Source organism: Candidatus Methanodesulfokora washburnensis (assembly GCF_003947435.1).
Lineage (GTDB): Archaea > Korarchaeota > Korarchaeia > Korarchaeales > Korarchaeaceae > Methanodesulfokora > Methanodesulfokora washburnensis.
This window is the reverse complement of record NZ_RCOS01000015.1, coordinates 1-17,128: the sequence shown is the minus strand read 5'-3', so window position 1 is coordinate 17,128 and position 17,128 is coordinate 1. Positions and strand designations below refer to the sequence as shown.

General features: G+C 44.5%; 23 protein-coding genes and 2 pseudogenes. 13 read left to right on the top strand and 12 right to left on the bottom strand.

Annotation, left to right across the window (positions count from 1 at the left end; genetic code table 11):
* The 6 genes and pseudogenes from D6D85_RS15940 to D6D85_RS00795 form a co-directional block, all read left to right on the top strand.
* Positions 1–195: pseudogene (locus tag D6D85_RS15940) on the top strand (hypothetical protein); the annotation flags it as partial.
* Positions 196–305: 110 nt separating this feature from the next.
* The gene (locus D6D85_RS00815; RefSeq protein ID WP_125670131.1) at positions 306–488 is read left to right on the top strand and encodes a hypothetical protein; all 183 of its coding nucleotides are present in this window, start codon (positions 306–308) and stop codon (positions 486–488) included.
* A 320-nt stretch (positions 489–808) separates the two neighbouring features.
* The gene (locus D6D85_RS00810) at positions 809–1,159 is read left to right on the top strand and encodes a hypothetical protein (RefSeq protein WP_125670130.1); all 351 of its coding nucleotides are present in this window, start codon (positions 809–811) and stop codon (positions 1,157–1,159) included.
* Positions 1,160–1,447: 288 nt separating this feature from the next.
* On the top strand, positions 1,448–1,948 hold the full coding sequence (locus D6D85_RS00805) for a nucleotidyltransferase family protein (protein WP_125670136.1): 501 nt from the start codon (positions 1,448–1,450) through the stop codon (positions 1,946–1,948).
* The gene (locus D6D85_RS00800) at positions 1,948–2,379 is read left to right on the top strand and encodes a HEPN domain-containing protein (RefSeq protein ID WP_237558700.1); all 432 of its coding nucleotides are present in this window, start codon (positions 1,948–1,950) and stop codon (positions 2,377–2,379) included. Before D6D85_RS00805 ends, D6D85_RS00800 begins: the two co-directional genes overlap by 1 nt.
* A 72-nt stretch (positions 2,380–2,451) precedes the next feature.
* Positions 2,452–3,471, top strand: a complete 1,020-nt coding sequence (locus D6D85_RS00795) for an AAA family ATPase (protein WP_237558699.1) — start codon at positions 2,452–2,454, stop codon at positions 3,469–3,471.
* 60 nt (positions 3,472–3,531) lie between these two features.
* Here D6D85_RS00795 and D6D85_RS00790 read toward each other — a convergent pair whose 3' ends face one another.
* From D6D85_RS00790 to D6D85_RS00780, 3 genes are all read right to left on the bottom strand, one after another.
* A complete protein-coding gene (locus D6D85_RS00790; protein ID WP_125670128.1) occupies positions 3,532–4,065 on the bottom strand; it encodes a hypothetical protein in 534 nt (177 codons plus the stop codon).
* Between the two features lie 417 nt (positions 4,066–4,482).
* On the bottom strand, positions 4,483–4,896 hold the full coding sequence (locus tag D6D85_RS00785) for a type II toxin-antitoxin system VapC family toxin (RefSeq protein ID WP_237558698.1): 414 nt from the start codon (positions 4,894–4,896) through the stop codon (positions 4,483–4,485).
* Between the two features lie 9 nt (positions 4,897–4,905).
* A complete protein-coding gene (locus tag D6D85_RS00780; RefSeq protein WP_237558697.1) occupies positions 4,906–5,226 on the bottom strand; it encodes a hypothetical protein in 321 nt (106 codons plus the stop codon).
* Positions 5,227–5,285: 59 nt separating this feature from the next.
* Here D6D85_RS00780 and D6D85_RS00775 point away from each other — a divergent pair, with 59 nt between their 5' ends.
* Complete coding sequence (locus D6D85_RS00775; RefSeq protein ID WP_125670127.1) at positions 5,286–5,858, top strand: hypothetical protein; 573 nt, start codon at positions 5,286–5,288, stop codon at positions 5,856–5,858.
* Positions 5,859–6,007: 149 nt separating this feature from the next.
* Here the strand turns inward: D6D85_RS00775 and D6D85_RS00770 are convergent, their stop codons facing one another.
* A complete protein-coding gene (locus tag D6D85_RS00770) occupies positions 6,008–6,484 on the bottom strand; it encodes a hypothetical protein (protein WP_125670126.1) in 477 nt (158 codons plus the stop codon).
* A 560-nt stretch (positions 6,485–7,044) separates the two neighbouring features.
* Here D6D85_RS00770 and D6D85_RS00765 point away from each other — a divergent pair.
* On the top strand, positions 7,045–8,160 hold the full coding sequence (locus D6D85_RS00765; protein ID WP_125670125.1) for an AAA family ATPase: 1,116 nt from the start codon (positions 7,045–7,047) through the stop codon (positions 8,158–8,160).
* Positions 8,161–8,285: 125 nt separating this feature from the next.
* Here the strand turns inward: D6D85_RS00765 and upp are convergent, their stop codons facing one another.
* The 3 genes from upp to D6D85_RS17165 form a co-directional block, all read right to left on the bottom strand.
* Positions 8,286–8,951: a uracil phosphoribosyltransferase gene (gene upp / locus D6D85_RS00760; RefSeq protein WP_125670124.1), complete on the bottom strand. Its 666-nt coding sequence runs from the start codon at positions 8,949–8,951 to the stop codon at positions 8,286–8,288.
* 101 nt (positions 8,952–9,052) lie between these two features.
* On the bottom strand, positions 9,053–9,316 hold the full coding sequence (locus tag D6D85_RS00755) for a hypothetical protein (RefSeq protein ID WP_125670123.1): 264 nt from the start codon (positions 9,314–9,316) through the stop codon (positions 9,053–9,055).
* A 282-nt stretch (positions 9,317–9,598) separates the two neighbouring features.
* Positions 9,599–9,781 (bottom strand): PIN domain-containing protein, encoded by a 183-nt coding sequence (locus D6D85_RS17165; protein ID WP_161969607.1) that lies wholly within the window; start codon positions 9,779–9,781, stop codon positions 9,599–9,601.
* 209 nt (positions 9,782–9,990) lie between these two features.
* Here D6D85_RS17165 and D6D85_RS00745 point away from each other — a divergent pair, with 209 nt between their 5' ends.
* From D6D85_RS00745 to D6D85_RS00730, 4 genes are all read left to right on the top strand, one after another.
* Entirely contained in the window at positions 9,991–10,299 is a 309-nt protein-coding gene (locus D6D85_RS00745; protein WP_125670122.1) for a nucleotidyltransferase family protein, read from the top strand.
* On the top strand, positions 10,296–11,234 hold the full coding sequence (locus D6D85_RS00740) for a glycosyltransferase (RefSeq protein ID WP_125670121.1): 939 nt from the start codon (positions 10,296–10,298) through the stop codon (positions 11,232–11,234). Before D6D85_RS00745 ends, D6D85_RS00740 begins: the two co-directional genes overlap by 4 nt.
* A gap of 5 nt (positions 11,235–11,239) precedes the next feature.
* Positions 11,240–11,899 (top strand): glycosyltransferase family 2 protein, encoded by a 660-nt coding sequence (locus D6D85_RS00735; RefSeq protein WP_125670120.1) that lies wholly within the window; start codon positions 11,240–11,242, stop codon positions 11,897–11,899.
* A gap of 327 nt (positions 11,900–12,226) precedes the next feature.
* Positions 12,227–12,667: a hypothetical protein gene (locus tag D6D85_RS00730; protein WP_125670119.1), complete on the top strand. Its 441-nt coding sequence runs from the start codon at positions 12,227–12,229 to the stop codon at positions 12,665–12,667.
* A gap of 36 nt (positions 12,668–12,703) precedes the next feature.
* Here D6D85_RS00730 and D6D85_RS00725 read toward each other — a convergent pair whose 3' ends face one another.
* From D6D85_RS00725 to coaBC, 4 genes are read right to left on the bottom strand one after another with little or no spacing between them, the layout of a single operon-like run.
* Positions 12,704–13,252 carry a hypothetical protein gene (locus D6D85_RS00725; RefSeq protein WP_125670118.1) on the bottom strand — a complete coding sequence of 183 codons (549 nt, stop codon included), beginning with the start codon at positions 13,250–13,252 and terminating at the stop codon, positions 12,704–12,706.
* Positions 13,236–14,003 (bottom strand): 4-phosphopantoate--beta-alanine ligase, encoded by a 768-nt coding sequence (locus tag D6D85_RS00720; protein ID WP_125670117.1) that lies wholly within the window; start codon positions 14,001–14,003, stop codon positions 13,236–13,238. Before D6D85_RS00720 ends, D6D85_RS00725 begins: the two co-directional genes overlap by 17 nt.
* Positions 13,997–14,839 carry a pantoate kinase gene (locus tag D6D85_RS00715; protein WP_125670116.1) on the bottom strand — a complete coding sequence of 281 codons (843 nt, stop codon included), beginning with the start codon at positions 14,837–14,839 and terminating at the stop codon, positions 13,997–13,999. Before D6D85_RS00715 ends, D6D85_RS00720 begins: the two co-directional genes overlap by 7 nt.
* Complete coding sequence (coaBC, locus tag D6D85_RS00710; RefSeq protein ID WP_161969606.1) at positions 14,829–16,055, bottom strand: bifunctional phosphopantothenoylcysteine decarboxylase/phosphopantothenate--cysteine ligase CoaBC; 1,227 nt, start codon at positions 16,053–16,055, stop codon at positions 14,829–14,831. Before coaBC ends, D6D85_RS00715 begins: the two co-directional genes overlap by 11 nt.
* 124 nt (positions 16,056–16,179) lie before the next feature.
* Between coaBC and D6D85_RS00705 the strand changes: the two are divergent.
* Positions 16,180–16,662, top strand: a pseudogene (locus tag D6D85_RS00705) (UbiX family flavin prenyltransferase).
* Positions 16,663–16,781: 119 nt separating this feature from the next.
* Here D6D85_RS00705 and D6D85_RS15935 read toward each other — a convergent pair.
* The coding region (locus D6D85_RS15935) for a coiled-coil domain-containing protein (RefSeq protein WP_161969605.1) at positions 16,782–17,128 on the bottom strand (347 nt) is incomplete at its 5' end.

Genomic DNA, 17,128 nt, shown 5'->3' with positions numbered 1-17,128 from the left:
AGGGAGGAAATAGAAAAATTGAGGGAGGAGATGAACACCAGATTCTCCTCAATGGATCAAAGGGTTTCCTCATTGGAGCAAAGAATGTCAAAGATAGAGGGACAGCTCTCCCTTCTAATAAGGATATTCATAGCCTTTAATCTGCCCATCCTGATAGGGATAATAGGGATACTGCTCAGGTCATACGTGCCATAGCTTTCAAAACTTCCAAGCTGAAATAAAGAGTAAGCTGGATATTGGGTGAAGGTCTGCTGGTCGATGGAAATGTTTAAATCTTCAGGAGGGATTTAAACTAAGCAATAGCGATGTCCGATGTCCCAACAATACTTAAGGAGATAAGAGAGGAGCTAAAAGAAATAAAGCTTTTGTACAAGGAACTTGTTGAAAAACTTGTGCCGGTTGAGGAACCGCTAGAAGATGAGAAAGAAGCTATAGAGTCCAGTGATGAGGTTTTAGGTGAAGAAGAAATAATGAAGGTCTTGAAATGATGTTCAGAGTAGAGGCCAAGAAAAAAGCATTAAAAGCTCTTGAAAAGCTTAGCCCTGAGAGAAAGGATTAAAGAGGTAATGCTGACTCTGAAAGGCGATCCCATACCTTTCAGAATTGAAGTTGTCAAGCTTAGAGGATGTGAGAACGTATACCGCATCAGAATCGGAGAATAGTCTACGAAGTGGATTGGGGCGAAAGAAGAATACTTATTTTAGGATTAAAAGAAAGGCTAATTTATCGGAGAAGTTTATTCAACAGCTGGAATGCTTAGGCCGATAGGCATATAAAGTTTGAAGCAGTGGTATAGAGGGTCGATATCTTGAGTTTGTCGGAAGCTGCAAAGGAGTGGATCAGCAGGGAAATAGCAAAGGAGCTGAAGAAGCTGACAAAATTGCCATGTAAAATTGAAGCTGAATATGAGCCGGATTGGGGCTACATCTACTATGTCACAATAGATGCAAATGCCAGAGAGGCGCTTAACATCAACTTAAGGCTACAGGAGAAGTTCAAGGGGATACCGATAGTCTTTGAGTGGACCGGAAAAACCGATGTAAGTGAGGAGGAGCTTGCGGAAAAATTGGCTGAAATACTTCTAAAGGGGGGCATTAAGGCGAAACTGGCTCCAAGATTCAGCGCAGTTAAGGCAGTGGAGGGGAACAGGGAGGATTAATGGCATACATTGACACAAGCTTTTTGGTCGCATACCACTTAAGGAAGAGGAGCCAGAATTGAGATAGTTTCACATAAGATTACATAATGCTTCAAATATCGCCCCTGTTATTATGTAAATTAAATATTTAGAGGCAACATGAGTTCTCAAGGTTCCTGTTGTTGAAATAAACTTAGGGACAATGGTGCAGGTCTGTTTGAATTTTGGATGGTTTATCATCGGTAGCATTTATAAGCTAGCTATCGATAGATACAATATAGGTTACAAAAGCGAGGAGAGATTTTGAGAATGCTGGGAGGCAGTATTAACCCGTCTGTTTTACAAAGGATTGAGAGAAGAGAACTAATTATTCAGAAGCTCAAGGAGTGCACAAGCGATCTTGAGAGGCTCCTTGGGGAAGAGTTCCTCGGGCTGGTGCTCTTCGGCAGTTGGGCACGTGATGAAGCCAAGGAGGACAGCGATGTAGATATATTCGTCGTGCTAAAGAGTCTTAAGGGTATCGAGATCCGCTTAGCTATATACAAAGTCGTGTCCGGATGTTTAAGGAGGGCTGTGACGCTAATTGATGCAAGGGCCGACGAGCTCTTCAGGGAGGAGCTGGAGCTAACTCCTCTCCTTCTCAACATTCTGGTAGACGGAATTGTGATCTACGATAAAACCGGTAGAGTGAGCGAGCTCTCATCAAAAGCACGACAATTTGTGGAATCTTTAGGTCTTATAAAATATAGAACCCCTGATGGCAAGTACGGCTGGAAGAGAGCAGATGGGAAGCCCCTTATGGTGAGATGATGTTCAAGATGAATCCCAAGTCCGAGGTAGATTACAGGATGAAGCTGGCTCAGCAATACCTAGAAGAATCAGAGAATGCATACAGGCGTGGAGACATTAGAAGCACGGTTGCTTCTTCGCAGCTCGCTGCCGAAAATGCTGCTAAAGCAATAGTAGCCGTCTACAGAATTCCCAGTTGGTCCCACGATCCATCACATGAGCTCAGAGATATAATCGAGCAGATGCCCCAGAATTTAAGGCCTTTGGCAGAGGAGCTGGCAAGAATAGCTGGACTCCTTGCTCCAGAACATGGCAGGGCAACATATGGGGAACCAACTAGAGGACTCACTCCTTGGGAGATATATGAAAGAAAGGACGCCGAAACGGCACTACAGCATGCTAGAAGAGCTGTTGAGCTGGCAGGACTTATTTTAAAAGGACTTATTGATTAGCTTTCTATAATTTAAAAATTCCGAGAGAAATGTATATTAACTTTGGGGGGCAAAGCACTTTGGGGGACAAAGTTGTTCAGACAGGGTCCCTGTGAGAAGAGAGATGAGCTTTTTGACAGGGATGAGGAGCTAAAAAGAACTGTTGAGGCATTGAAGAACAATACATGGGTTGCCATCCTTGGAATGAGGATGTCAGGAAAGACAAGCCTGGCAAAAGTTGCTGCAAATGTACTGAGGAAGGAGGGTTTCTCCCACATCTATGTCGACCTTAGAGGTGCCAGTAAGGTCTCGGATATGTCTAGGAGAATAGTGGAATCCATTCCCAAGAGCTTTCTTGACAGAATGGGAGATTATCTGGAGAAAATTAAAGTGTGGGAGGTTGAAATAAGCCTGAGGAAGGTCAGCAGGACGAGAACAATGGAGGAGCTTTTAACCGAGCTTTCTAGGAAGGAAAAGCTTTTGGTCATACTGGATGAGGTTCAGGAAGTGAGGGGAGGGATAAATCACCTTCTTTTGATGCTGGCTAGGCTCAGAAACTCAGCTAGAAACCTGAGCTTCCTGTTCACAGGATCCTCCATAGGCCTCATGGACACTCTTCTCAATCCATCTAGGAAAAACCCGATGTACGGAAGAAGCCCCATTGAGATAGAGCTTGGTCCATGGTCGGAGAAGACAGCATTTCGGTTCCTAAAGGAGGGGCTTGAGAAATGCAGTGTTAAGCACAGCGATGATGAGATAGAAGAGGCTGTAAAAGTGCTTGGAACTCTTCCCGGATGGCTTAGCTTTTATGGAATCAGGAGGTGCCTTGGAAAGAGCCATGAGGATTCTCTGAGGGATTCTGAAAGCGAGGCAGTTGATATAGCTCTAGAGGAGCTGAGAAATGCGATAAAAGAGAGAGGAGAATGGGCAAAGAGAGTTCTGAGGACGATAGCTGCATATGGGGCAAGGTGGTCTGATTTCGATGTGGATGTCTCTGATAGCACTTTGAGCGATTTCCTTAAGACGCTCAAGAAGCTCTACATAATATCGGAGGAATCAGGAACCTATATAATACCTGATCCGATCTACAGAAGGGCTGCCCTGAGGCTCTGAGATCCTATAATTTGTTAGTTTTAATAACTTTTATCAAGACATAATAATAAAGCTGAAAAGTTAATATCCCAAGGGCCACTCCTTCAGCTTCCTCATCTTAGGCTCGACAAAAACCACTTTTAAGACAAGAGCTGCAACTCTCAGCTTTGCTGCATAATCGATCAATTCCTTCCTTCCAGACACCATGTACTCATCCTCCATTATATCTGCTATCCTCTCAAGCTCCTTGATGTCCTCGAGTGTGTACTTCTCCGGATCCTTTCCTAGAAGCTCTCTTAGCCTGTTCTCAACTTCCTTTGTGTAGTACTTTGTTCTCGAGCTAGGGATCATGCTCTGAAGGGCAGCCATCAGAGAAATCGCCTCTGTCCTGCTTATTACGTCTTTTTCCTCAAGAACTTTTAGGAGAAGCTCGTTAAAGCTGAAAATCCCTCTTTCAAGCCTTTCCATCCTTCTCTCCATTTCCTTAAACTGTATGTCTATTTTCTCGAACTGCCTTGCTATTTTCTCAAATTGCCTTGCAAGCCAGTAGCCCAGACCAGCTGCCGATGAGGCTATGGAGATCAGTATCGCCAGAGTGCTGATTATCTCGCTCACACTCAATTACACCACCGCCACTTAATAAATGTTTAGATATTAGCCTCGAAAATTTTTGAAAATTATTCCTTTAAAGACCGTAAATTTAGGCAAAATCGGGATCTTTGGATAGTCCTGGTGAGGAACTTAGTTCCATTTAGCGCTATGAGCCTGTCCAACTCTTGGCCGAAGTCAAAGAATAAACATTGTTGTTACTTATCCCTACAGTTAGCTATGTTAATAGAGTGGTGGACTTGGAGAGGTTAAAGAATATAGCTGTTTGCAGCTTCAGAGGAGTTAGATAAGTTCAGCGAAGGGTAAAAGGCTTTTAAAGCAGTTCAGAGGATCAAGATATCAAGAGGCTTTGCACATGTTTAACAAAAATTTATTTATGTTAATAATTCCGGAGAATGAAAGCTTAGCCGGACTAAAAGTCTATCAATTTACTGTTATCACTTTAACATCCAGTTCTTTGCTGATTGCCTCAGCCTTACTCATGATGTCCGAATCCAGCGTAGCAAACTCTTCACATCCAGCTGCTCTACATGCTGTTATATGTAGTAAGTCCAGTGTCCTTAGCTTGAGAATAGGGGCTCTTGAAAAAGCATCTCTCAAAACCTCGTTGAAATCTATTTCGACGATCTCCGCTTTAACACTCTTTACCGAGTAAATTGCGAGGGAAAGTGGCTCCTCCAGTCCCGCCTTGGAGTAGACAGATGACAGCTCAACAAGAGTTAATCTAGAAACAATCCTATCTTTGCCCAGACTATTAATGAGCTTCATTGCTCTCTCGTGATTTGAATCAGCCTCGTCCATATAGGATATTATCACATTGGTGTCGATGTATATCAAGAATTCACCCTAGCGGTTTCTTTCTTCCTCAAGAAGCTTGCTCAAACCGCCATGTCTCAGCTTGAATCCCTGTTTTTCCATCTCCTCCGCCCTCTTATAGATGTCCTCCCAATTTTCAACCTCTTTAAGTACCTCACTTAAGCCCTTCTCGATCATGATGTTGAAAGCATGAGATCTACTCCTAGCAATGCCGTATCTGACCATTTTATCAGCGAGCTCCACCAGCTCCCTGCGAACTTTAATCGAGACGGAAATGCTCATGGTATACCTAGTATACCTATCATACCGGAATATAAACTTTGTTGCTGCGCCCTCTTTTTGCATCTCCAAGATTAAGAAAAACCGTGGAATCCATAAAGCATATTAATTTCATGCGCAATAAAAGATCGATGGAGATCCTGCTGATCGAGTGGCTCAGGCCATTTGATGCTGTTAGGACTTATGGCAAGGATGTTGTCGAGAGATCCAGTGATGGCTGGGTTGAGGTGAGAAAGGATAACAAGACCTTGCACATGAGATCACATCAAGAATATGTGGTTATAGTGCATCCGTGGTTTTCCAAGGATGAAAAGCTCTTTAATGAGGTTGTTGAGGCTCTATCTGTTCCAATCGAATCTGCAAAGAGGTTCATTGATGAATGGGAGTCATCCATAGGAGATTGGAGTGCAGAACTTGAGATATCATCAAATGGGATTCTGATGACTCCATATACCAAGCTTCAGTGGTTTCACGGGCAGGAGGATGTCAACAAGCTCTTGGAAAAGCACAATTCATCGCTTATAATGGATTACGATGGTGTAACAAGAGCTGAGGTCAGGATTGGAAGGCCTATAACTGCTGAGAAGGTAGAAGAAGGGCTTAGGAAACTCGTTTTCTTGCTCAGGCTTTATGCAATTATAGAAAAGGTTCAGACGGCAGAAGCAATAAGGATAACCATTCAGATGCTCCCTCATAATGTTTAATTTCGCAGAATTCTCAACGGTAATTGAGGGAGGGGCACTGAGTATAAATGGCTTAAGCTCTTGCATTGTGAAAATCTCTGAATAAATGAATATCTGTTACCTATTTAATAAATAGTTTTTATTTCACTTTTCTTATTTGCGGGAGCTTATCACCAGCCTTTTGCAGCTATTCTGCATATCTCCATCGCTTTTTTAACCTCTTCCTCCAGTTTTTCCTCCTCCCAATCAGGGTGAAATGCCCTTAAAATTTCTTTCAAAGCTATCTCCGCTATCTTAAGCCTGATATTTGCCTCAGTTATGAGAAGGAAGTATTTTCCATCAACAGGACCTATCATCTCGGCATCGACCATGCTTCCATCATGCCTTATCCCTATCTCTATTTTTCTTCCCTTCAGCTCGTTTCTCAGAGATGGCATCTCAAGCAGAGCCTGAAATACTGATTCTAGGTAGTTTTTAGCCTGATTTCCTGTGTAAGGGGAAACCCTGAACGCCACCCTGAACCTCATCCACTGATCAGCATCCTCAGGGCTTATCTCCCTCAGTCTTTTCTCCGTAACCTCATCAAAATCTCTTTCCCTATCCGGATCCCTCGTCTTGGACAGAAGTCTGGCCTTTCTCTCCTCCATAAGAAAAAGTGAACTTCAACAATATTAATTTTGTGCTCCTAAGTAACCTACTCCACGACTGAAGTCGGGAGCTTTGTAGGTTCATCCCGTAGTTCCCTACGGGCTGGGTTACGATGCCCTGCTAGGAGGGACGTGGCCCTCCTAGCTATATGTTTACCCCTCACTTCAGGGCAACCTGCTCCGGCATTAGGAAGGGAAAAATATTTAAACCTTACTGCGATTCCTCTCCACGACTAAAGGTCGGGAGTCTCCTCGCATTGATCTTGATGATAACACTAGAAGCAAATTCTTTGACACATCTCACGTTCAGCTATATTCTCCAACTCCTCGTGTACATAAAAGCCGTTTAGAGAGGAGAGCCAGAACTGGTATGGCTATTTATCCCTTAGTAGCGGCTTCCCGTGAAGATAAGAAGCTGAAAAATCTATTTCTATGTTGATAGGTCGAAAACAAGTTACCTCATGATTAAAAATGTTATATAAAGTTAAAAAATAAAGATTTTAATGATAGTACTGAGAACAACTTAATTAAGTAGTTGAGGAATTAATGGTGAAGAAATCATGATCCACAGGCTCATCATCAGGAACTTTCTCAGCCTTAGAGATGTGAACGTTGAACTGGGCAAGCTAAACATATTCATTGGGCCAAATGCCAGTGGAAAGAGCAATCTAGTGGCTGTCTTTAGGCTCCTCCAGAACCTCGTGACAGAGGGAGTTCCCTCCATGGAGGAGTATGATTTTGAGAGTCTCTTCTTCTCCTTTGATACAACCAAGGATATTGAGATAGAGGTTTTAATGGACGATGTCGAGAAGATGAGCTATAAGCTAACGTTAAACACAAGAGGATATGCTGAGAGAGCATATATTGGCAGCATGGAGCTGCTCAGACACGAAGGTTTTGACAGCAGATGCTCCTATGCTGATGAGCAGGGAGCTAAAAAAGAATTATTCTTTTCAGGCACATTACCAAGTATGAAATTCAGAAATAGTTCTATGTCACAGACGGCAAGTTGCCTCTTAAAGCTGCCTTCAGATTCCAACGAAGCATTGAGAAAAATAGCTGGTAAGATGAGGGGGATTGCAGCATACAGGCTTGAGCCTAGGTCGATAAAGCTCTGGGATGATGTGGAGGCTGAGCCCAGAATTCAGTACGATGGGAGAGGCCTTGCAAGATATCTGCTACATCTTTATCTGGAGAGAAGAGGGGATTTTAGTAGGGTTGAGGAAGCAGTCAGGTCCGCAATTCCTGAAATCGAGGAGATTGTGCCACATTTAGAGCGCAACAAGGTGGAGATATGGATAAAGGTTAGGGGTTTATCCGAGCCCTTAAGGCCCAGCAACATATCGGATGGAACAGTAAGGCTCCTCGCCATGGCTGCAATACTCTACTCAGGTCAAACCATGGTTGCAATAGAGGAGCCAGAAAACTCGATTCATCCATACCTGCTTGAAACAGTGATCGAGCTTGCGAGAAGATCTCCAAGCCAAGTGGTAATCACAACTCATTCTCCCTACCTTCTGGATAAAGTGAGGCCGGAGGAGCTCTACCTTGTCGAGAGAAGAGGGCTGGATACTGTTGTGACGAAGCTTTCTGGCAGCAAGGCTGAGGAAGTAAGGAGGTATCTGGAGGAAGGAGGAACTCTGGGCGAGGCCTGGTACGGTGGAGTCATCAGCTGATCTCATTTTGGTTATTGTTGAAGGCCCTACGGACAAGGCCTTTCTTGAGAACCTGTGCAGAAGACTTAAATTTCCCTGTAAGGTGCTGATAATGAGGGGAAATAGACCAGAAAAAGTTGCAAGGCCTATGTTCCAAAAGCCCTGTCACCAGCATCTCCAAGACCGGGAACGATATACCCTTTGTCGTTCAGCTCTGGATCAACAGCTATGGTGAAGAGCTTCAGATCTATGTTTGCCTCTGCGGCAAACTTTCCAAGTTTCTCTATAGCTACCGGTGTTGAGATCACCGAGGCAATATAGTACTTTTTTGCCCTTCCCCTCTTTAATAGCTCCTTTAAGGCCGCAATTAGTGTAGAACCAGTGGCAACCATAACATCGCTGATTATCAGGATCTCATCTCCATTCATCTTGGGAACCTTGACATAGTTGACCTCGATATCGAACTCCCTGTTGTGCATGCCTTTTTCCTCTGCCCTTCTGGCTGCAATAACTCCCTGTTTAGCTGAGTAGAATATCTTCACTAAACCCTCTGTCAGGGGCCAAGCTGCCCTTAAAACAGTTACTATGCAGACTTTTTCGAAGTCCTTTATCCTTATTCCCTTGTAAATGGTGCCAAGCGGTGTCTCTACAAGCTTCTCCTCTGTTTCAAAATCTTCAACTATTTCCAGCCCTAGCACTCTTCCGAGGCGCACAAGTCCTTTTCTGAACTCTACTTGGCTCGTCTCCTTGTTCCGCAATTGTGTCAGAACTTCTTGGGCATACTTCTTATTTACTGCCCTATATTCGAACAAGAAACCCCTCCCAGCAACTCTGAAATTTAGATATAAACTTTTCTTTATAAAGAAGTGCCCTGATGCTTTTCTAGGGCTCAAATTATAATTAGATGCAGCATTTAAAGCCTGGAATCTCTCAGTTCTCTCACAACTCTCCCTGCATCAGTCTCAGGTTTGACAGGATTTACTGCTAAAGGAGGCTTCTCAGGACCCAGCAATTCTTCAAGGGCTTCTGCTATCAAATCCTCACAAAGTTCCTCCTTTATAGCCTCTTCCACAGCTTCACTAATCCCCTTTAATCCTCTTTCACCTAAAACTTTCATCTTAAACCTCTTCCAGAGGTTTCTATCGATAACTATACTTGTCTTTATCTTCTCAGCCATGCTCCTAAACTCCATAAAGTAGCATTTAAGGTTTTGTTTCAACATCTTATTTTACCTCAGAAAACCCTTATACAGGGTGCAAAACTGGTTGTTCTGCCAAACATGAGTTCACAGGTGGGAGGATGTTAGTAAAATAGTACTCTAAATTGTTTCGCTGTACTCTCGAAGGACAGTAAATGAAGTAGAAAAGCACGCACAAACTTTGGATGAAAGCAAAAGATTTGTGGAAACGAATTAAAAGCTAGAACTAGATTTGCAAGTGGATAATGTGCTATATTAGCCTCAGAGAGTAATTATGGTAACTGTATAGTCTGAGAGGCGTTGCCAGTCTTTATCTAAAGTTACGATGCTCATACCTCTCTTTCTTGCTGTTATTGCATTAAGTGCGTCTCCAGGATCAACATCTCGCTGCAAAACCAAACCGACAGCCTCTCTGAGTTCACTAATTGTAAACTTCTGCTCCACATATAAAAGTTTTTTGTCCCACCCATAAATTCAGCTCTTAATTTAATCTTTTATAGATTTTGGAAGTTCTGATCCTTGTGCAACAAGCATGCTCTTTAGCCAGGTTGATGCGCGTATGCAGAAAAGCTGGCTCGTCATGATCCGTCCGTGAACTTCAGTAAAAATGGAAGGACAGAAAAATGTTAAAATATAGCACTGGCGAAAACCCTGTGGCAAGAAAGATTATGCTCAACAATGTGCTTCCAAGGCTTAGGGCTCTCTTCAATGAAATGAAGGGAGTTAAAGTGGCAATCCTGTTCGGTTCCATTGCCAGAGATGGAGCAAGCTCTCATGATGTCGACATAGCCTTGTTAGGTGAGGAGAACCTGCTTTACCTTGGATATGTTGTATCAAAGGTTGCAGAAGCCCTTGGCATAAGCGAGGATCAAGTGGATGTGGTGAGCATGAATCAGTGCAATCCCATTCTCCTGTCAAGAATACTGGGGGAGGGAGTTTTGATAAAGGGGGTGAATCCATGACATCGGTTGCCATGATAAACGATTGCGCCTACGTTGGTGAGACTCTGGTAAAGTATTTTCCTAAGGATATTAAAATAAGGCACATAAAGAGGACTAGGAGTCTCTGGAGCAAGACATTGGGCATAGCTTATAAAGTAATGAGAGCCAACGCAGATGTATATCATGTGCACTATCTGTTACAGGACTGTTATATCGCAGGAAAGCTGGGGAAAAGACCACTAATAGGACACGCACATGGAAGTGACCTGAGAGCCAGTTTAAACCATCTTTTATGGGGTAGGATAGTCAAATACAATTTGAAAAGGTGCGATAAAATCTTGGTGAGTACCCCTGACATTCTTGGAATAGCAAGGCAGTTCAGAGATGATGCAGTATATCTTCCCAATCCGGTGGATATGCGGATCTTCTACCCAAGGCCTGCTGAAAAACATGAAAGGAGGAGAGTGCTAATTGCATCTGATTCGAACTGGGATGTCAAAGGTACAGATATAGCAATAACGGCATTGAGCAGGATAAAAGACAAAGTGGATGTGAGCATAATCGCTTACGGTAAAGATCTGGATAAAACACTGAGACTAGCTGAGAAACTTGGATTGCATCTGAACGTGCTTCCCAAGGTTCCTCACGAAGAGCTCAATAAATACTACTGGAACTCCGATGTGGTAATAGACAGATTTAGGCTGGGATCTCTAGGAGTGGTCTCCTTGGAGGCAATAGCGTGCGGAAGACCTGTTATAGCATATGTATCTTCAGAGTATGAAGAGTATAAAGAATTTCCTTTAAAAGATATAAATGAAGAAGAAAAAATTGCTGAAACGATAATGAATGCAGACGAGCAGCTGTGGAGAAAGGAGTACGAGTATTTGATAAAATATCACGATCCAAGAGCTATCGCAAAGAGAGTTTTGAAGATATATAAATCATTTTTAGGGTGATTTGGATGACTGAAACAAGTGCGAGTCTTATAAGGGAAGTAACAGTAGTGCTATCGGGAGATCCAAAAAGAAAGGATCTTTGCGAAAGGATAGCTGGCGTGTACCGAAGATTTCCAAGAGTGAAGGAGGTCATTCTTCTATACGAAAGGAACCCAGCGGCTGCATTCAACAAAGGTGCTAGGATGGCTAGCTCTGATGTCATTTTCTTTGCTGGCGGGGATGTCTTGGTCAGATATCACGATTTTCTCAGAGTCGTGGATAAGGTTAGAGAAGATGATGTGTTATTCTTTGCATCTCCTCCAGGAGTTCTCGATAGACGGAGGAGGATACTTTTCTGTAGTGCTGCCTTTGCTGCCAAGAGAGAAACCATAATGAAACATCCTATCCCTGAATTTCCTGATTTTCTAGAGGAGATCCTGTGGATGCAAGACAAAAAGTTAAAGTTCAAACCTTATTTCGCAACTATATATCATGTGCACATCCATACTTTCTCCCATATCTTCAGAAATGCTCTCCTAAGATACAGGCTGAGAGCGACCATAAGAAGGAGATCCTATCTCTTACTTTTGCTTGGTTTTGCTAGGATATTTCTCGATTCTCTCATAATTTATGTAAAAGAGAGAATTAGCAAGCTGGAGACTGTGTATACACCGGCAAGACCTTGATGAAAGATGTACTTATTCTGCATGATGAAAAGATCTCACCCAGATCTGTGTTCTTGAAGAGATACTTCATAGGAGTGGAAACAGCAGGAGCATATGTATCTTCAGAGTATGAAGAGTATAAAGAATGCGCGTGCATTTCCTCAGGTCTCTGTCAAAGGGAAGATCACCAAGCAATTTTTCCAGCAATTTGAATGGATCTTTCTTGTCATTATCATCTGTCCTCTCTAATCTGTTTTAATTTTACAGAACCATATGGTTTATAAAACTTTATTTGGGCATAGCTAAAAAGAGGAGACAGAGTAGTAATGCCAATATGTCGTTTACTCTGTGGAACCGAATCTACTTAAGCAGATTCTAGATCTTCTGGGGAAGCCCAAAATAGTGGAAATAAGCGTTTCAGTCGATGATGAAAGGCTTAGAGACATGCTCAAGCCGGATGAAGCCAGGAGCATTACAGTGCAGTACAGCTGTGAGCCAGAGGCAGAGAGAGCCCTTGACCTGTACAGTGAGTATTATGAAAACTACATCAGCATTTCCAGATTCCCTGCTGAGAGAAAGCCCAAAGTCATATCGTCCTTCAAGGCATCATGGTACTTAAACGATCTCTCGGCGGAGTTTGATGGTTTTTCTCTGAGGATAAAAGCAGAGGGAGATCTGAGAAAGACTTTCGAAATAATGCAACTTCTTAAGGGAAGAATCATCAGAGTGGAGATAGACCTTAGCTGTCCTGAACATGAAAAATCTGAGGTTGCACAGCAGCAATATTAGCATTTATCTCAAATAAAGCTTTCTTCGCTGAATCCGCTAATGGGGATGCCTGATTAGATGGCGCCTGTAAAGCATCTCAGCGATGAACCCTGCAAGAAGCGAGTTTGCTGCTATCGACAGGCTGACCGCGGGGAATGATATCCACATCCAGAACCCGATGAAGATCTGAAGGATGTTCTGTCCCGTCCTCTGGAGTTCTGGCCTGAAACATGAGAGGATCGTCCATGTTAAGGCTATCGATGTGGAGGTTGTGAGATACCTGCAGATCTGGCCTATCACAATAGCAGCCCCAGGCCTAAACCTCCTCAGCAGGATATGCGTTATGATCCCCATAATTCCATCCCCCAGGCCTGCGGGTATCTCGATCAGGGGCTGAGCTGTCCAGATAGTGACTCCAATTCCCTTTACAATCCCGACGATGAACACCTCCCCTGGAGGAAGGAAGAGAGCGGATAAGCTGATCGCTGTTGAGCCTAGATTTGGATTTCCGAAGTGAAGAGGAACTCTTATGGCTGTTAATACGATGGATAGAGCTCCAAATATGGCGATCAGGGCTGTTTTTCTCGCTCTATTCAACTCCACCACCTGCGATCTCAGCGAGCCTATCCCAGATAATTTTAACAATCTCTTGAATTATTTTCTTATTATTATATTCTCTAATTATGTTTTCAAGATCCCCTCTACTCAATTTCTTGAACTCCGCGCATTTCCTCACCAGATTCGGCATGGCCCTCACAACATTATCTACAATTGTTATATTGGCCTTTTGAGCAGTTCTTGAGAATGGATTTATATCTATCGCCACAACCTTTTTCCCCATCCTGACCAGGGCCTCTGTTCTGTCCCCATCCTCAAGCGGAACCAGGACCACATCAGCAACTAGAATACCCCTTGGGCTGACCCTTCTCCTCTCGCTCATGAGCTCAGGTATTGTGGCTGATGCATCCTCCCCAACTCCCAGAACCTCATCAGCACCGAGGGAGAGAAGGAGATCCCTTATTCTCTCCTCTCTCTCCCTAGTTCTGTGGAATAAATTTACCTCTATCCTTGCGTTCACCTCCCTCGCGAGCGAGATTATGTCCTCAGCCACGAGGGCACCTGTGTTTCCGTTCACCGATATGACGGGATTTCTGGCCAAGAGAAGGGTTGCTGCAGCTGCCTCCACAGCCCTCAAAGCGGGAGGCCATGTCCTCTCCCCAAGTATGTAGTCGAACGCCTCCCCCCTTCCATGAGCTATAAGGCCCTCCGGAACCACAATTCCTCTCCTGAATCCCTCTACAAGCCTCTCCCTGATCAGCAAAGAGAGATATCTGGGATGGGAAGGTGGTATCAGCATCTCCTCATCCCTCCCAGTCTGAAAAGATGAACTGAGCCGAAAATCTTCCTCATGTTGGGGATAACCTCGCTTAGATCCCCATCATCGACTGCCGCAAGGAGCACGCCCTTCTTCACGGTCAGCCCTATTACATTTTTTTCTATTGACTTCAGCTTTTCAACTAGCTCCCCTCTCATGAACCCAATGCGCTCGGAAAACTCCCTCGATAAGCAGAAGAAGCTCTCCAAGGACGGATTTTCCATGAACTTATCCATTGCATCTTTCCCATATATCTCAATTTTCCCTCCCATCGACTCGAGCATCTTCCTCGTGCTCATCACACCCAAGTCCGAGGTCACGATCCATATGTTGCCTGAGGGCCTGATGGCCACCACCTTGCCAACTCCTGGTGCCCCGGGCTTTGTCCTGATCGCAAGTTGCTCCCCGCAGAATATTGCTGTCACATCACCAAGCCCTGTCATGTTCTTCACCTCAGCTACATGCGCCCTTCTTGCTGCATCAAGCTCAGATCCCCCTAAAATTCCCTTTAGTGCCAAGGATACTGCGAGGGCTGAGGCTCCGCTTGCGCCATAGCCGGCTCCAAGAGGTACATTCGATCTTATGTCTATCATCATGTTGAAAGATCTAGCTATCTCCTCAACTGGCGGTATCCTCGTCTCAACACCGTTGTAGAACAGCTTGTACCCATTGGATCTCCTCAGCTCGCAGAGAAGCCCTGGGATCACAACCAATCCAGCACCTGTTGATCCAGTCTTAAGCGGATCCTCAGAGAAATATGGCCTGAAAAAGCCTGTTATGTGGAGCGGGACCTCAACTCTCACTGCTTCAGCTTCCATGCCTCTCCCCCAAAACAGCCCTTATTATCTCCCTTGCCACCTCCCTCTTGCTTGACCTTGGAATGTGAAGCACATTTCTCCTCCTATCAACTATGTACACCTCGTTGAAGTCAGAGCAGAAGCCTATATCGGTTCTTGACACATCATTTGCCACTATAAAATCCAGATCATTCTCCAAAAGCCTTCTATAAGCTCTTTCCACAAGCTCCTCAGCTGAAACACCGAACTCAGCCTTAAACCCGACGATAATGCTGTCAGGAGCGTGTTTTCTCACCTCCGATATTATCCTAGGGCTTTTGACAAGCCTCACATTGAGCTCCTCCAGATCGCTCGATATCTTCCCCCTCTGTCTCTCGGAGAATGTGAAGTCGGGGGGAGCAGCAGATAGAAATATGATATCGTATCTCTCCTCAAGCAGGCTCAGGACAGCTCTCATCATCTCCTCGCATGAGATCACGTTCACAACCCTCACTCCCTGAGGTGGGCTTATGAATGTGGGGCCCAGAACAAGCGTGACATCAGCTCCGGCTGCAGCGCATTCCTCGGCAAGGGCTATCCCCATCTTCCCACTGCTCGGTGTTGAGAGGAACTTGACATCATCCATGTGCTCCCTCGTAGGGCCTGCTGTTATGAGGACCTTCCTCCCCTCCAAGCTGCGGGGTGTGAAGAGGTTTATGATAGCCCCGACAATCCTGCTTGTTGATGCAATCTTGGCTCTTCCTCCCTCAATCTCGGGTTCCACTACAACTATACCAGACTTTTTCAGCTTCTCCACATTCTCCGAGACAAATGGATTCTTGTAAAGGCTCTCATGCATTGCCGGCGCTATAATCACGGGAATTTTTCTTCCCAAAGCTGTGGAGACAATTATCGTAACGGCTGTGTCGCATATTCCGTGGGCTATCTTGCTGATGGTATTTGCTGTCGCTGGAGCCACGATGACAAGATCTGCTCCCTCACATAGGGCTATGTGCTCCACCTTTCCGGTCAGCCTCGTCACAACGGGGTTTCCTGTTGCCCACTCCATCAGATGGGGATGTATTATCCTCATGGCCTCCCTGCTCATGACAGCATGAACATCAGCCCCATTCCTCATCAGCTCTCTTGCTATCTCAGGGGACTTCACAGCAGCAACACTCCCACAGATGCATAAAACTACTGTTTTTCCCTTCAGCAACTTGCTTTTTGTCCCTATTATGGCCTTAGATGGGTGCACAACAAGATGTTGCTTGATCTCAATATAAACTTTATTTAATTAATCTCCTATTTATATATGCACTTAATGAAGGTATATATAGTAAATACTGTATGTCTTTATCCCTTAGCCTGCCCTCAACCATATGAGGATCGTGGTCGGGATAACCGGAAGCAGCGGCTTCATATACGGAGTTGCCTCTCTCAAGCTTCTGAGGGAGGCTGGAGTTGAGACATATCTCATCGTCACGAGGAACGGATGAAGGGTGATGAGGGATGAGACCGATTTCACCGAGGACTACGTGAGGTCCCTTGCCACAAAATACTACGATGAGTCAGATATCGAATCCCCTCTTGCAAGCGGATCCTTTGAGTACAACGGGCTCCTGATCTCCCCCTGCTCGATGTCAACAGCTGCAAAAATAGCAAATGGAATTTCAGATAACCTCCTCACCAGAGTCGCAGATGTGTGCATAAAGGAGAGAAGAACAATAGTTCTAATGCCCAGAGAGGCGCCTCTTAGCCCAATACACTTGAGAAACCTGCTTAAGCTTTCAATGAACAATGTTGTGGTGATGCCGCCGGTGCCCGCCTTTTACCTGAGGCCGAAATCCATCGAGGAGCTTTAAACCAGACTGTTGCGAGAGCTCTCTCGTACTTCGGCATCAAAACCAGATATCTGAGGAGCTGGAGAGATCAATGAGAATTGGAGAGAAGCCCATAAGATAAGCTGCAATCATTTTGCAGATTATATTGCTCCTATCAACCTGAGAAGAATTGGGATCACGGTTGCACCCCATATCGTCAGAATGATCCCTATGGTCCACTTAAAGTTGCTGTACATCTCCCTTCTCAGTTGGTCTATTTCTCCCCTCAGTTGACTTATTTCCCCTCTTAACTGAGCTATTTCCCCTCTTAACTGTGCCATTTCTCCCCTTAGTTGTGCTATTTCGCTTCTAAGCTCCCTTATGTCTTCCTTTTTGGCTACATCCGGGAGAATTGAATTTATCATGAAAAGCCTCACATCCGGCTCGGATATGATCAACTCCGCAAGCCTCATCTTCAGCCTTTTATCAGCTCCTATCTCATCTATTA